Annotated in this window: 15 protein-coding genes and 1 tRNA gene; 12 read left to right on the top strand and 4 right to left on the bottom strand. The window is 47.7% G+C overall.

The genetic code is table 11. The features are described from left to right. The first annotated feature begins 448 nt into the window (after nucleotides 1-448). The 8 genes from mraZ (at nucleotide 449) to WC659_04750 (ending at nucleotide 8,329) form a co-directional block, all read left to right on the top strand. Entirely contained in the window at nucleotides 449-880 is a 432-nt protein-coding gene (gene mraZ, locus WC659_04715) for a division/cell wall cluster transcriptional repressor MraZ (GenBank protein MFA4873208.1), read from the top strand. A gap of 247 nt (nucleotides 881-1,127) precedes the next feature. After that, nucleotides 1,128-2,051, top strand: coding sequence for a 16S rRNA (cytosine(1402)-N(4))-methyltransferase RsmH (gene rsmH, locus WC659_04720; GenBank protein MFA4873209.1), 924 nt, complete (start codon nucleotides 1,128-1,130; stop codon nucleotides 2,049-2,051). A gap of 187 nt (nucleotides 2,052-2,238) precedes the next feature. Then, nucleotides 2,239-2,616, top strand: a complete 378-nt coding sequence (locus tag WC659_04725) for a hypothetical protein (protein MFA4873210.1) — start codon at nucleotides 2,239-2,241, stop codon at nucleotides 2,614-2,616. Between the two features lie 177 nt (nucleotides 2,617-2,793). Then, the gene (locus WC659_04730; GenBank protein MFA4873211.1) at nucleotides 2,794-4,557 is read left to right on the top strand and encodes a penicillin-binding protein 2; all 1,764 of its coding nucleotides are present in this window, start codon (nucleotides 2,794-2,796) and stop codon (nucleotides 4,555-4,557) included. 222 nt (nucleotides 4,558-4,779) lie between these two features. Beyond that, nucleotides 4,780-6,075, top strand: coding sequence for a UDP-N-acetylmuramoyl-tripeptide--D-alanyl-D-alanine ligase (gene murF, locus WC659_04735; protein MFA4873212.1), 1,296 nt, complete (start codon nucleotides 4,780-4,782; stop codon nucleotides 6,073-6,075). Between the two features lie 200 nt (nucleotides 6,076-6,275). After that, nucleotides 6,276-6,347, top strand: a tRNA-Glu gene (locus tag WC659_04740). A 262-nt stretch (nucleotides 6,348-6,609) separates the two neighbouring features. Next, nucleotides 6,610-7,383 carry a hypothetical protein gene (locus WC659_04745; protein ID MFA4873213.1) on the top strand — a complete coding sequence of 258 codons (774 nt, stop codon included), beginning with the start codon at nucleotides 6,610-6,612 and terminating at the stop codon, nucleotides 7,381-7,383. A 181-nt stretch (nucleotides 7,384-7,564) separates the two neighbouring features. Continuing rightward, nucleotides 7,565-8,329, top strand: coding sequence for a slipin family protein (locus tag WC659_04750; GenBank protein ID MFA4873214.1), 765 nt, complete (start codon nucleotides 7,565-7,567; stop codon nucleotides 8,327-8,329). A gap of 225 nt (nucleotides 8,330-8,554) precedes the next feature. On the opposite strand, the gene WC659_04755 is transcribed toward WC659_04750, so the two are convergent. Together WC659_04755 and WC659_04760 are read right to left on the bottom strand one after the other, a co-directional pair. Then, a complete protein-coding gene (locus WC659_04755) occupies nucleotides 8,555-9,316 on the bottom strand; it encodes an orotidine 5'-phosphate decarboxylase / HUMPS family protein (GenBank protein MFA4873215.1) in 762 nt (253 codons plus the stop codon). A 607-nt stretch (nucleotides 9,317-9,923) separates the two neighbouring features. Continuing rightward, a complete protein-coding gene (locus tag WC659_04760) occupies nucleotides 9,924-10,097 on the bottom strand; it encodes a hypothetical protein (GenBank protein MFA4873216.1) in 174 nt (57 codons plus the stop codon). A 196-nt stretch (nucleotides 10,098-10,293) separates the two neighbouring features. Here WC659_04760 and WC659_04765 point away from each other — a divergent pair, with 196 nt between their 5' ends. The 4 genes from WC659_04765 to WC659_04780 all read left to right on the top strand — a co-directional run bounded on the left by WC659_04765 (nucleotide 10,294) and on the right by WC659_04780 (nucleotide 13,741). Beyond that, complete coding sequence (locus WC659_04765) at nucleotides 10,294-10,812, top strand: hypothetical protein (protein ID MFA4873217.1); 519 nt, start codon at nucleotides 10,294-10,296, stop codon at nucleotides 10,810-10,812. 75 nt (nucleotides 10,813-10,887) lie between these two features. Next, entirely contained in the window at nucleotides 10,888-11,769 is an 882-nt protein-coding gene (locus WC659_04770) for a hypothetical protein (GenBank protein ID MFA4873218.1), read from the top strand. 191 nt (nucleotides 11,770-11,960) lie between these two features. After that, nucleotides 11,961-12,332 (top strand): endonuclease domain-containing protein, encoded by a 372-nt coding sequence (locus WC659_04775; GenBank protein ID MFA4873219.1) that lies wholly within the window; start codon nucleotides 11,961-11,963, stop codon nucleotides 12,330-12,332. A 98-nt stretch (nucleotides 12,333-12,430) separates the two neighbouring features. Continuing rightward, nucleotides 12,431-13,741, top strand: a complete 1,311-nt coding sequence (locus WC659_04780; GenBank protein ID MFA4873220.1) for a nickel-dependent hydrogenase large subunit — start codon at nucleotides 12,431-12,433, stop codon at nucleotides 13,739-13,741. Here WC659_04780 and WC659_04785 read toward each other — a convergent pair. After that, a complete protein-coding gene (locus WC659_04785; protein MFA4873221.1) occupies nucleotides 13,722-14,105 on the bottom strand; it encodes a hypothetical protein in 384 nt (127 codons plus the stop codon). The two genes, WC659_04780 and WC659_04785, sit on opposite strands and share 20 nt — an antisense overlap. 348 nt (nucleotides 14,106-14,453) lie before the next feature. Next, a complete protein-coding gene (locus WC659_04790; protein MFA4873222.1) occupies nucleotides 14,454-15,263 on the bottom strand; it encodes a DUF6390 family protein in 810 nt (269 codons plus the stop codon). Nucleotides 15,264-15,303: the final 40 nt, after the last annotated feature.

Genomic DNA, 15,303 nt, shown 5'->3' on the forward strand with positions numbered 1-15,303 from the left:
TATGGCGGCTCACACCTTTTTGTTTTAATCCCTCACTCGCGGTTCATTCATCTCTCCACAGATTGGGGGATCATTATGCGGTGGAATGGGGTTAAAAGATAGGTATCATTTTGTATTGTACAAGACTCGGGGTTTACTGTGAATAAAAAGTGGAGTAGAATAGTAGTTGAGTGGAAGAAAGTGGATAAATGTGTTAATAACTATTTTATATTTAATTAGAGTTTCAATTATTCTGTGTTTTTCCGCGTTATCATCAGCGTTTTTCCGCTTCTATTGGTATAGAAGCAGACCCGCCTGCCAGCGCCTTTAGTTATGAACACACAGCAGTATGATTATAGGCCTAGAGTCACGGTTGCATCTCATTTCAGGGAATAGGCTTTGGCGGGCAGGTATGCGCAGAAAGTAACGCAGATGTTCGCAGAAGTGAAGTGAACTATGTAGTAAATATATGTTTGTTGGGGAATATAAGCATTCTGTAGATAATAAAAAGCGGCTTGCGGTTCCTGCGAAATTCAGGGCTGATTTAGGGAAAACTGCCGTGATTACCAGAGGTCTTGATCAGTGTTTATTTGTATTTTCGGTGGAAGAGTGGGAAAAATTAGCCCAAAAATTGGGAAGTCTCCCATTTAGCCAAGCAGACGCGAGAAGCTTTGTCCGTTTGATGCTTTCAGGAGCCATGGAGGTTGAATTTGACCAGTTAGGCCGGATACTGCTCCCTGATTATCTGAAAACATATGCCGGGATCGGGAAGACAGTGGTAATTACCGGCGTTTTCAATCGCTTGGAAGTATGGGATGAAAGACGATGGGGTGATTACAAGGATAAAGCAGAGAAAAATGTGGGGGATTTGGCGGAAAAGTTGGGAGGACTGGGGATTTAGAAAAATTTTCAATTCTCAATTTCTAATTTTCAAACATTGATTCATTGAAAATTAACTGCCTGCCCGCCATATGCCTTTCTTCGGGAACATTCCATACTTCAATGAGAGTTCTCGTCATCTAGGATGTTACCGTTCCCCTTAACAGGCTTTGGCAGGCGGGAAAATTGAACTTTGTCCCGCTCTTTGATCATTTTCTTTAAATGTCAGCGGGATTCCGCCTAAGCGGGAGAAATTGAAAATTAATAGTATGGATTCAACCGTTCATATCCCTGTAATGTTGGCAGAGGTGATTGAATATTTAAATTTGAAGCCAGGGATGAACGCGATTGACGGAACATTGGGAGGCGGCGGCCATGCAGAAGCGATCCTTGAAAAAATAAGCCCGGGAGGGAAATTATTAGGCATTGACCTGGATGATGAGGCTATCGCGCGCGCCAGGGAACGGCTTCGCCGATTCGGGAACAGGGTAATCCTTGCACAGGGTAATTTTCGCGAACTCGCCGCATTGCGCCAGAAATTTTTCCCCTATCCTGTCTGTGCCGTGCTCCTTGACCTAGGGCTTTCAAGCGACCAGTTGGATAATCCCCGTCGTGGTTTCTCCTTTCTCACGGAAGGGCCGCTCGATATGCGCCTTCGAGGGACAGGAGATGCTTCGACAATCTCTGCGCGCGAGGTGGTCAATACCGCCCCCGAAGCGGATCTTGCACGCATCTTTAGGCAGTACGGTGAAGAACGATTTGCGAACGCGATTGCACATACTCTCGTAGTCGCCCGGGAGCGCAAGCCCATCGAGACGACTCAGGCACTCGCTTCGCTCATTGTAAGCGCCGTACCTCCCCATGCTCGTCGTGTCTCGCGGGTTCATCCCGCAACGAGAATTTTTCAAGCGTTGAGGATTGCCGTGAATCAAGAACTCGGCTCACTCGAGGAGACCTTGCCGCAAGCGGCAGGTCTCCTCGAGCCTCAAGGCCGATGCGCGGTCATATCGTTCCATTCTTTGGAAGATCGGATCGTGAAGCACGGGTTCAATGCGCTCGCGCGAAAAAAGATCGTGCGCATCATCACTAAAACCCCCCGCGTTCCCGCATCAGATGAAGTCATAAGAAATCCCCGCGCGCGGAGCGCAAAATTAAGAGTGATTGAAAGATTGGGAGAAAATTATCAATTATAAAATCTTGGAAGATTATCTGCGTTGATCTACGTTCGGCCCCGTCATTCGACGGGGTAAACCGCTTAAGTATATTGCGCTTGCCAGGTCGGATGACCTGGGCCGAATATCTGCGTAGATCAGCGTGGAAACTCGTCTTGTTGATTATCCATGAATCTCAAAAAATAAAAAGTGCGTCGAGAGGCTTACCATGCTCCATGCCCAAACGGTTACGTTAGAGCGTTTCACACCCACACGCGCCACTCAACGGCGTGCGCATGGTCGCACACGGACTGTGTCCTTGCCCTCTGCCATAGGGCTCTTGCTTGGATGCATTTCTGTAGGCATTGCCTATCTGGTTTCAGTGAGTGCGCAATCAACTACAGGATACGCCTTGCATACGCTGGAGAAGAATTATATTGTTCTTACCGATGAAGTGCGTACTTTAGAAAGGAGCATCCAAGAGCTTTCTTCCATCAGCGTAATCGAAACCGCCGCGCGGTCCATGGACCTCACAAGTATCGATGATCCGCGTTACTTGACTCCTGATACAGGTGTGGCAGTTGGGGAGGGCGTGCAGAAACCGTGAGGAGAATAAATTAAGCTTTGCACTTTAGTGGCGTAAACTGGCGTTGTTCTGGCGTATATTGGCTTCTATATAATGGCCATAGAAGCTATTTCGGGCTACATTGTCATCAAGATATGGCGAAGCCATACACGCTACTTTACGCTATACTATTGAAATTTCGATACGATAAAATAAGGTATGGCTCGTCTCATTTCAGTTCGCTCCCGCAAGTCAGAGGATAAACGGTTGACAATATTGAAAACCGTTTTTTTTCTTTTTGGTTTGATATTAATAGGCAGGCTCTTTGAGCTTCAAGTGCTTAAAGGCAAAGCCTATTCCCTGAAGGCTGATGAGCAATATTCTGTGCGCAGGACCGTGGAGGCGCCGCGGGGGCTCATTTTTGTCCATGAGCGCACCCAAGAGGATGCAGATGATGAGTTGTTCCCCATCGCCCGAAACGTAAACCGCCATTTGATTTACGCGGTTCCTAAGGATATTGAAAATCCGGAGGAAACCATCGGCATATTAAGCCCCCTCTTGGGATTATCGGCTGATGAGCTATCCAGAAAACTTAATAAACCGCTTGATCCGTTTGAGCCGCTCCTTCACGGGGCCAGTGACGAGATGTGGGCATTGCTGCAAGAGCGCAACATCACGGGAATCGGCGCACAGGTTGAATATGCCCGGGATTATCCTGAAGGGCTGCTCTTTGGGACGATTACAGGATTTATGCAAGGGGAAGGGGAGGACCGCCGCGGACAATACGGCATCGAGCAGGCTTATGAGGATGCCCTGAAGGGCATAAGAGGATTATTTGACGTAGAGCAGGACGCAAATGGGAATGTCATTCCTATCGGACGTGAGGATTCATACGCCGCAGTGCCGGGGAGCGATATTATCCTCACCATCGATCATGCGATCCAATATCGCGCCTGTGAGCGGCTTGACCACGCGGTAAAGCTTCATGGAGCAAAGGGAGGTTCTCTCTTGATTCTTGATCCTGTGACAGGCGCGGTACGCGCACTCTGCGTGACGCCTCGTTTTGATCCGAATAGTTACGGATCTGTGAAAGATTTGAGCGTATACCTTAATCAGATAATTACAGCTCCATGGGAGCCAGGATCCATATTTAAAGCGATTACCATGGCTGCGGCATTGGAACATGAGGTAGTGACTCCTGATACGACGTATGTGGATATCGGGAGCGTGACCTTGGACAAAGAAACGATTAAAAATGCTGACAATAAGGTATATGGCGAACAGACCATGACGCAGGTGCTTGCGAATTCTATCAACACGGGCGCGGTGTATGCGCAGCGAAAGGTGGGAAAAGATATTTTCCGCACCACAGTGGAAGCGTTTGGGTTTGGGCGCAAGACCGGCATTGAGCTGCCTGCGGAAAATTCGGGCAATATATCTTCGCTTACCAAACGCGGAGAAATTTATGCCGCCACTGCCTCATTCGGGCAAGGCATTACCGTGACTCCCCTGCAGATGGCAGCGGCGTTTGGCGCCATTGCAAATGGCGGCGTGCTTATGAAGCCTTATATTGTCGAAGAAGTGATTGATGCGGACGGGAAAAAAATAAAAACTGCGCCGCAAGAGGTCGGGCGTGTGATTTCACAACGCACTGCGATTGTGCTGCGCGCAATGCTGGTGAACGTGGTCGAAGAAGGGCATGGCAAGCGCGCAGGCGTGCAAGGGTACTGGGTCGCGGGGAAAACCGGCACGGCCCAGGTCGCGCGGAAAGGCGGAAAGGGGTATGATCCGTACAAGACGATAGGCTCGTTTATCGGGTTTGGCCCGGTGGATGCGCCGCGATTTGTGATGCTGGTGAAGATAGACGAACCTTCCAGCGTAAAGTTTGCGGAGAGCACTGCGGCGCCGGTATTCGGCGAAATGGCAAATTTTTTGTTCCAGTATTACCGCATAAAACCGACACGTGAGGTGGTGAAGAAGTAAGATAATAACTGCTCATCTATCACCCATTTTCTGCAGGAACGCTTCGGGAACTGACAATTTTGTTCGGCGTCGCGATCAAGCAGCTTGATACGCCTTTCCGCCTCAAAAATTGCAGTCCCCTCGCTTTTCCATCAAGTCTGTGTGCAGTTATTTAAGATTAGGGTAGAAAAGATTGATGGTTTGAGGTACAATTATTCTGTTCCATGTTCCATATTTTAACCTATGTCACTGAAACGTAAATTAATACAACGAATCTTGGGTTGGTTCGCCCGTAAAATAATCCATAAATATCAGCCAAGGGTGATAGGGATTACGGGAAGCGTCGGCAAGACGTCAGCGAAGGAGGCGGTCGCCAAAGTGCTTGAGGGGAGTTTTGCGGTGCGCAAAAATGAGAGGAATTATAATACGGAAATCGGCATCCCGCTTGCCATTATTGGCTATGCAGGGCAGCCGAAATCTTTTTTTAATTGGCTAGAGGTGCTTCTGAATGCGATTGAGCTGCTGCTTTTTAAAGACCGCGGCTATCCCACTGTACTCGTGCTTGAGATGGGCGCTGACCATCCCGGCGATATTCGGACGCTCACAAAAATTGCGCCTTGCGATATCGGCGTCGTAACCGCAGTGGGGCCCACGCACTTGGAATATTTTAGTACGGTGGAAGAAGTGCTGAAGGAAAAATCCATCCTCGTTTCACATTTACGAAAAGGGGGAACGGCGATACTCAATCACGATGACGCGCTTGTGTATCCCTTGCGGCACAGAACACAAGCGCAGGTGTTTACCTATGGCTATGCGGCATCCGCATCGGTACAAGCGGTCGAGGCGAAGACCTCACTTGATCCTTGGCTTCAAAATAAAAAGAGCGATTATTTGGGCGGCGTGACGTTCAAGCTGGTTTTTCAAGGCGCGACCGTGCCCATCCGTCTCCAAGGGCTTATCGGTAACCCGCCCGTGTATGCCGCACTCGCCGCTGCGGCCGTCGGCATCAACCTCGGCCTCAATCTCCATACGATCGCAGAGCGGTTGAGTGCATTGAAAGGATTGCCTGGACGGCTCACACTCATCCGTGGCGTGCGCGGCACGCTTATTATTGATGATACCTATAATTCCTCGCCCGTAGCTGCAGTGGAGGCGTTGTCGCTCCTGCGGGATTTGGCGCCTTCTGGACATCGCACGTGGGCGGTATTGGGCGATATGCTTGAATTGGGCGCATACACAAAAGAAGCGCATGAGGAGGTGGGGAGCGCGGTGGTGGCGAAAGCGAACGCCAGTATGCTCATAACCGTGGGAGAACGGGCACGCGATATTGCGCGCGCAGCAATGAAAGCGGGGTTAAGCAGTAATATGGTGTTTAGTTTCGCCACCCCAGAGGAGGCGGGACGATTTATCCAAAATAGACTCCAGGAGGGAGATGTGTTGCTGGTGAAGGGCTCGCGGGGAATGCATATGGAAACCGTGGTAAAAGAGCTTATGGCAGAACCCTTAAGGGCGGATGAATTGCTTGTGCATGAGCATTGAGGGTGTATGCGCACATTGGGGATGTATATTCCTACACAAAACCCCCTCTTTAGTCTCCCCCTTTCAGGGGGAGAACATCCATCAATCGTCCTCCCCTTAAAAAGGGGGAGGATGAAGGTGGGGGTGTCGATGGCCGGTGAGCATGTGCTTAAAGGTATCTTGACTTTAAAGTTATAAACTGGTAACTCATTATTACGCACGGCCTCTTCGTCTAGCGGCTAGGACATCTGGTTCTCAGCCAGAGAACAGGGGTTCAATTCCCCTAGAGGCTAATTTCTAATTTAGGGTCAGCCATAGAACCCGGGTTCAAATCCCGGTGGCGGTAGTTGGTGCGGGGTCAGCGCAGGGACACCGGTTCAAATCCGATTGGGGCTGCCATTTGAGAAAGGTCAAATTCACAGAAATCGCCTTGCTTCGCTCGACAATCAAATTATAAGGAATAATAGGCTTAAAAATCAGTTGGCGATTCTGGATTAGAAATAAAAGAAAATTTTTCATAGTTTTTATAAATTAATTTTTTAATTTACAAAATATATGTCATCTGAATTCGGACTGTCTCTCGAACAAATGGGAATAAAACCGGAAGAAGTCAAAACTGAAACGCCAAAACAAGTTATTTATTCACCCACTTCTGTTGATAATCAACCTGACCATCGACAAGAAGAAATAGAAGTGAAACAACGACAGGATACAGAAAAAATTAGAGAAAGTTTGAAAATAACTGAACCTACCGCGAAAATTGGTAATGCTGAAGAAAAAGGAGGTAATTCTGCAGAAATACAAAAAGTTGATATAGCGCAAGCCACAGCTGATCTCGAACAGCAGTTTAATGATTTTCTTGAATCTTTTGCTAAGGAAAATGGGTTGGATGATTATAATATTCATCAACTTCAGGAAGCTGCTCAAAAAATGCGGCTTAAAGGAGAAGCTGCGCTAGTAGAAAACAATATTAGAGAAAGAGATAAAGTGGAACAAATGCGCGTGGATGAGGCCACGGTTAATGAAAAAACTGAGCAACTTAATAGTATTGTTGGTAGGTGTAACAATGGATTAGATGAAATTGATGGCATAGAATTTAGGGGCAAGGTTCAGGCATTAAATGATGAGCTAAAGAAAGTAAATGAAGCTGCTGAAAGACAGGGCGAAAAGAAAATTCGGTCTTTTCTGTCAGCTGATTATGGTGACGATTCATTTGTAAGGAAAATTTTTCGTGATAGAGACATGGCTAATGTAGCTCTCGAATCACTAAGAACAACTGTACAAAAAATTGCTGAAGGCATAAAGCGAGGTTCGCGGTATGGTTATTAACTCATAAAGAATTTGCCGTCATAGAAAAACTAAAAATTGTCATCCCCGCGGCGAAGCCGCGTCAGAATTATCAGATTTGGCGTGGTTCGGATGGCCGCCGCCTTCGGTGGCGAAATGAGTTCAAACTAATTTAAGAATACTCTATTTATAATTATAAATATTATTCACTAATGTATTGCTTATGATTATAGTATGGTCTATTCTCGGTTTTGCGTTATTATTGCTCATATCAGGTCTGCGGGTGATTGATCAGTATGAGCGGGGAGTAGTGCTTACCCTTGGAAAATATACGAGCACGCGAGTTCCTGGATTGAGATGGATATTTCCTGTGATCCAGCGGATGATCAAGATAGATCTTCGGATTACGACGATTGACATTCCCCAGCAGGAAGTGATTACCAGAGACAACGTGCCGGTGGGGATCAATGCAGTGGTGTACTTCCAGGTAGAGGTGGCGGAAAATGCGATTTTGAATATCAAGGATTATACTCTTGCGGTGTCCCAGTACGCCCAGGCTGCTTTGCGGGATGTCATTGGCGGGATAGAGCTTGATTCGCTCCTGACGGAGCGGGAAAAGACCGCGGAGGTGATTAAAAAAATCGTGGACGAGGCCACGAAAGTATGGGGCATCAATGTCACTGACATCAAGATTCAGGATATTGAGCTGCCTGCGGATATGAAGCGCGTGATGGCCAAGCAGGCAGAAGCCGAGCGTGAACGCCGCGCCATTATCATTAAGGCAGAAGGGGAGTATTCCGCGTCAGAAAGGCTCGCACAGGCGGCAGAGCGCTTGAGCAGCGCCCCTGGCGGCATATCGCTGCGCACGCTTTCGACTATTGAAAAATTAAATCCTGATCCTTCGAAGATGGTCATCTTCACGCTGCCGGTAGAATTTTTTGAAGGTATCAAGACGCTCTCGTCATTCCTTCGCGACAAAAAGAAGTAGAGGGGTTTATTCAAGCGTAGAGTAGCGTGGCAGTTTATCTGCCACCCACCATGTCGCAGACATCCCAGTCATTCGACGGGATAAAAGCTGCGACGCTACAGAGAGCTAAGGCGCCGTAAAAAAATAACATATCCCGCCATCTACGCCGTACGTCAACAAAATAAGGACAAACCTATGGGACAAGTGAAATGTTATTTTTTTAAGCGCCCTAATGTGCTGAAGGGCTTATTTGATCACTTTCAAGAATCCCTCGACAAGGCTTGCCGTTTCTTCGGTGCTCTGGAATACCGATTTCCAGACCACGACAATGTCAGCGTCGTTGAAGATGACGCTCTGCGCTTCGCGGAGGGTGTCGCCGCCTGCGACCGCGATAAGCACGTCATAGTTCCCTTTGATCCTCCTGATCTCATGCAAGGGGAGCATCTTTTGCCTGTTAATCCGCTCTTCATCCACGCCGCGGTGGAGGATAACCACCGGCGGTATTTTTTTAAGCGCGCGCAGCACGGTGAGGGGAAATTCCACGTTCATCATGTCCACCATGGCGTCGAGCCCGAGCGATTGGCAGGTATCGATAAATGCATTAAGTGTTTCCACTGGCGCGTTTCCCAGTGCTACCGCGGCGCTCGCGCCGGCACGCGCCGCCATTTCGACTTCCGTGGATCCTCTGTCCATGGTTTTTAAGTCAGCAATGATATAAGGAATTTCAGTTATTTCATTTTGGAGTTGGAGAGGATGAGAGAGGGAGGAAAGTGCAAACCGGGGGTTAATCGTAAAGCGTCCGTATAATTTTTCGCTCCACCAATATACGATTTTTCTGATGCCCTCCTCGCCATACTGCTTGATAAGGGGTGTGCCCGCCTCTATCAAAATGCGGTTATCAGGAGGCAGCTGTTCAATAATACTGCGGGCTTCTTCAAGCGTATTGTTGAGCGCCACTTGCAGATAGCGCTTTTTATGGTCAAGTTTTGACTTATTCTTATTCATCATACCTCATTAGTATACCAGCATTTGAATGAAAAAATAATAGAGATGCATATATACGCTCACTGGCCATCGACACCCCTACCACGCCACTCCCTTTTTACGGGGAGGACATAATCGTTGTTCTCCCCCTCCGGTAGGGGGAGAATCACGAGAGGGGGTTTCATTCGGGAATACATATCCCCCCAGTGAGCGAGTACAGATGCATTTGAATGAGAATTTAGTTTTCTTAAGAAGACGTTAAATTGTCGATCGATGATTTAACGTCATTCACTTTTATGGAATATTTGTAGGATAGTTGGTAGATGAGTGAGTTGAATGCAAAAAATCCCGTACTTGAATGTATATAAGCCGGGATTTTTTATAAGTTGACCCATATTTGGGCACCTCCTTTCCTAGGTTGAGATTAGAGGCAGTGGTCGTAGTTACGACCGTTTATTTTTTCTTTCTGGGTGGGCACAGGTGACTGAAGCACCCACCAATTCTTCGTAAACTGTCAAATTTTTTTTATATCGACAGTTTACCCTTTTTTGCTGCCAAAAGAACTCCCTAGTCTGCGCCGATTTCATCTCAACCAGCGGACATTTTTCTGAATGGCAGATTTCCATGATACTCACCTCCTTTCAGGTTTATTTTTCATTCTTTTTTGGGAGGGGCAGTCGCTTGCACTCCCCATTCCCAGTAGGATTTGGAATACGATGTTTACATTTATTCCAAATCCACATCCACCCAACCTCTCCTTTCCCCTCAATAACAAGAGGGCAAGGCAACGAATGGCAATTTCCATACCTAGTCAATTTTATTCACCTCCTTTCATGGAGTTTTTAGGAGAACATTTTTTACGCTCACACCATAGCATTGAAATCCCTGTATGTAAAGTGGTTCTGTGCAATATGGGATAGAATTTGGTATACTGTTTAGAGAAGGAAGATACAAGGTACAAGAAACAAGTAACAAGAAATTTGATGTTGGATAAAAAGAGTATGCAAATTTCAGGGATAAGCGAAAAAGAATTACAAAAGAAATTGCGGGTGGGGTGGTTTACGTTTACCTGCTGCGAGGATTCGACCATTATCATGACGGAAGTCATGAATGAGCATTGGGAAGAATGGAAGCGGTTTATTGATTTCCGCCACGCGCGGGTGTTGCGGACGGATAATATCCTCGATGAGCTTGACGTGGCGTTTGTGGAAGGCGCCATTTCGTCAGACCGTCAAGCGGCGCGCCTGAAGGAGATCCGCGAGAAAGCGAAACGCCTCGTGGCAGTAGGGGCGTGCGCGGTCATAGGGATGCCCTCATCCCAGCGCAATTTATTTGACGAGTCCACAAAGCGCGCCATCCAATTCCTCGTGGACCGGTTTGGGCAGAAGGAATTGGTGAGGACGGTGAAGGAGCTTGTAAAGGTAGACGCAGAACTACCCGGTTGCCCGATGAATGAACAGAAATTTCTAGAAGTGTTGGAGAGGTATCTTAAGGAGTTTAATATTATCAAGGGATCATAACTCACCCCAGCCCTCTCTTATCCTAAGAGAGGGAGGTTGTCATTCTTCATTGGTGTTTTATTAAGGAGAATTATTATGAGACATAAAGGACACAATAGACCTCATGATGTAGCAAGCGAGAAACGCACCGCATGGAAACGTTCTCACCCGATAACTAAAGAATTGCTGGCCAAGGGCGCACAAAAATTTATGTCGAAAGAAAGACACCCTCAAATCGATAAGGCATTTTCCCCAAAAGTACATTGCGTATGCTGCATGGATGAAGGGACGGCGCATATGGAAAGAGGCAGTAAGCTGTTCATGGCAGGGAGCGGGATATTGTATCCCGCGGCAAGCTGGGATGATCGACTTAATCGCGTGGCAGATTTGTTTATTGATTTGCATATCACAGAAATTACCAGCCATGACGGGTGCGGCGCCGCCGGCATTGCGTTTAAGCGGGATGGGGGGGGAGAAGGCACTGGATGCAAAACAGCTGATGAGTATGGGGAAAAATGGTGCAGTGATTTGCAGGCTATAATGGATACAAAGCTGGACGTGCCGGAAAATGTGGAGGGTGTACAAAACGTCCATATTCACGAACATGAAATGGAAAGGCCGGGAGAGTTCCATATCGCGAGAGTGGTCTGGTTTGATGCCACCGGTGAATTTACCAAACCCGATATGTTGGGGGAGGAGATTCCAAAGGGATTTGCGATAAATTATCATGCGTTCGCTTCACGGGAGATGGGCGGCTATCCGCTTAGTGAATTGGAAGTGGCTATAAAAATCGCGTTCAGCGATCATGGGTTTGACAAAGAATTTACCAAAGGCCATCCTTTCGTCATTATCGTTATTGCCAAGGACGAGGATCAGAAGAAAGAAGTAACGGAATTGATTGGTGGAATCATGCAAGAGAAAGAAGAGATCTCGCAATACAAACACAGAATTCGTATTGATGGTTTTATTCATGAATAACTCACCCCAGCCCTCTCTTATCCTAAGAGAGGGAGCCATTATTCCTCCTCGTGGTAAAGACCAATCTCTATGGAGTTCTGGAGACAATTCTGCACATTCTTAAGGATTCGTAACTCACCCCAGCCCTCTCTTATCCTAAGAGAGGGAGCCATTATTCCTCCTCTTAAGGTAAGAGGAGGTAAGGAGGAGTTATGAAGGCAACAAATCGGACATATAATGATCGAGAATTGAAATCGTTAAGAAGAACATTACGGAAGAATTTTACCGATCAAGAGAGATTATTGTGGAGTAAATTGCGCAATAGGCAATTAGACGGACATAAGTTTTATCGGCAATACGGTGTTGGTCGTTATGTGGTAGACTTTTATTGTCCTGAAAAACGAATTGTAATTGAATTAGACGGAGGGCACCATACCGAGAAGACGAACCTTCAGCTTGATGCTGAAAGGGATAAGGCATTGAACACCCTCAACATTCGAGTATTAAGATTTTGGAACCATGAGGTAAAGACCAATCTCTATGGAGTTCTGGAGACAATTCTGCACATTCTTAAGGATTCGTAACTCACCCCAGCCCTCTCTTATCCTAAGAGAGGGAGCCATTATTTCTCCTCTTAAGGTAAGAGGAGGTAAGGAGGAGTTATGATTTATAACGTTACGTTATGCATAAAATAGATTTTGATCTCTCATTGGAAGAGGTTACCAAAATAGAGGGCGCAGCGACTTTGAGCGTGAAAGTGCGGGATGCAAAGGTGGAGGAGTGCAAGTTCGGCATCGCCGAGTATAAAAGGTTTTATACGCAGGCGATGGTGGGAAAGCCCGCCTCTGCGCTCCCGCAGCATTTGGCGCGCATCTGCGGCACCTGCTCAAACGCCCATATCATGGCGTCGCTCGATGCAGTGGAGCACGCACTGGGCATTGTCCCTTCGGCGCAAACGAAGGTGTTGCGCGCGCTTACGATGGATGGGCTCATGATCCGCGACCATGCGCTTCATCTTTATCTTTTTTCCTTACCTGACCTTTTAGGAAAAGACTCGATTCTCGCATTGGATGAAAATGATCCGGAAGAACACCAGCTGCTCCATGACGCGTTTGACGTCAAGGCCGCGGGTAATCACTTGTCGCAGCTTGTGGCAGGCAGGAGCGTGCATGCGCCGATGCCGGTGGTGGGAGGTTTTTTGAAAATACCAGATTCCGCGGGCATTGAGAAATCTCGGCGGGAACTCGAGCAAATAAGGCCTGCTCTACTGCGGCTGATAGGCGTATACGGGAAAAGTACATTTATTCTTCTTTCCAAGACCAATTATGTGGCGCTTACCGCCAATCCGTACAGTTTCTTGCAGGGAGATCTTTGCGCGAGCAATGTTGCGTGCATTCCGGAAGAGCAGTTTATGGAGCATTTAAGCCATGTGGTGGTGCCTTATTCGCAGGCCTCCGCCTACGCGTTCCAGGGAGAGCTTTATCGGGTTGGCGCTTTGGCTCGCTTGAATTTGAACAAAGATGCGCTCAATCCCCGCACGAAAGCGGACGCTGCCCAATATCTTGCACGGTTCCCTTCAGATAACGCATATGATAACAATCTCGCGCAGGCAATCGAAATCCTGCACTGCATAGATGAGGCGCTGGAGATGCTCTCTACCCATTCATTCCATGCAGAGACGCCGCAAAAGGCGAACCCTCATGCGGGCGAGGGCATTGGCGTGATTGAGGCTCCCCGCGGCACGCTCTACCATAAGGTGGAGCTGGATGAAAAGGGGATAGTCACGCACGGCGACATCGTGGTGCCCACGGGGCAGAACCAGCTCGCCATTGAATGGGATATCAAGCAGTTAGTGGAGCAGTGGTTGAAGGAGGGGAAGGAGATTGGGAATAAAAAAGCGCTCGAACATGAAATCGAGCAGCTTATCCGCGCGTACGACCCTTGCATGAGCTGCGCGGCGCATTTTTTGGAAGTTACGTGGGATGAAGCATAGCCGCAATTTCTTCAACGACGCGGCCATTGTCTTCGGGAGGCACACCAATAATCCGGACTTCAAGGTCCGGATTTATTTTTTTAAGCAGAAGCAGGTGGAGCCCAAGGTCGAAATCGTGAAGGCTTACGTTGCTGCGTGTTTTTAGCGCGGCGGCAAAAGCATCAAGCGATTCGAAGCAGGACACGTCCTTGATCCCTTTCACCGTGTCAATGATCCACCAGGGGTTTTCCGGCGGTATACATTCCTCGGTTGGGTCTTTTACTTCAAAGGTAATTTCTGGGAAACGTTTTTGAAGTTCTGGAAGAATTCTCAAGGGAAGCGAATCTTCTTCAAGAAGTGGATTGCCAAAAACAGTAATGGTCATAGTCTTGACGGATAGCTATTTTTCTGTTAAATTTCTCTGTTTAAAAAGTCAGATGAGACTGAAAGGGCAAAAAAGTTTTCAGTCGCATCTTAAATGAAAGAGAGGAGAGGAGGTGAAGAAGATGAAGAAGAAAGTAAGCCTCTCATTTCAGTATAAGCATGAGCGTAAACCTTCATCAGTGAGGTTTATCGAGCTTATACCATATGGGTCGCCGGAGTTCGTTCTCTCGAAGATCGAAAGTGCATTAAGAATAATGCAAGAAACCGGTGATGAAATACTTACAATCTCCCAGGATGGGTGGTTGAGGTAGTGTGGATGGGAGATTAGTCATAGCCCGGCTAATCTCTTTTATATTAATGAAAATTGTAACGAGAGTTTTGTATAATGTATCAAATTTTTAAGCTGCTGAGGATTTAATATTTCGCAGGGCATATCCCAGTGGATGGAAATCGTGTCACCCTCCTTTACCTCTTCCATAAGCGAATCATCGTCCAGCCTGCGGGTGATGCGGTAGGGGTTGGGGGAGCCGAGGATTAAACGATTGGGATTCCCTTTTAGTTTTTTTTGCCTGGATCCCGCATCAAGTGCGGGATGACAATGAGAAAGGATAAGCGGTTGCCGTGATACTGTGATAAATGGCCCGTCTATGAGTATGACCTTCCCCCAGCTCACACGGCATTTGTCCATGCTTTCGAGTGTGTGTTCCGTTTCTGCGTGCCCCGTGCGCTGCCACACATTGAACACATGGAAATTATGATGAGGGAGCGGGTGATATTGTAGCGTCGCCGTGAGATGGTCGAAATTACGCGCGGTGAGGCGCTTTTTTAATTTCAGCGCGTCAGTGAAATGGGTCAGGAGCATTTGTGGGGTGATGGGAGTGAGCAGTTCGTTGCCGAGCCAGTAGGATTCGACGATGCGTTCGTCAAAAGGATCCGCAATGCCGTTCGCATGCGCAATCATCTCTAGGTAGGGATAGAGCGTTTTGAATTTATGGAGCAGGTTTTCAAGCCCTTGGCCGCTTTCTTTCGCGGTGAGGTAGGCGAGCACTTCGCGGTTCGCGTCAGGCCCGCACAGGTGCAGGCGATTGGGGCCGAAAGAATAACGCGCGCAGCGCGACACGCCGTCAACAGGCACAGAGGTGGATAAAGGCTGAACCATACGCGGAGAAATACGGTTCGTAACTCCTCCCCGCCTCCTC

Source organism: Patescibacteria group bacterium (assembly GCA_041645165.1).
GTDB lineage: Bacteria > Patescibacteriota > Patescibacteriia > 2-02-FULL-49-11 > 2-02-FULL-49-11 > 2-02-FULL-49-11.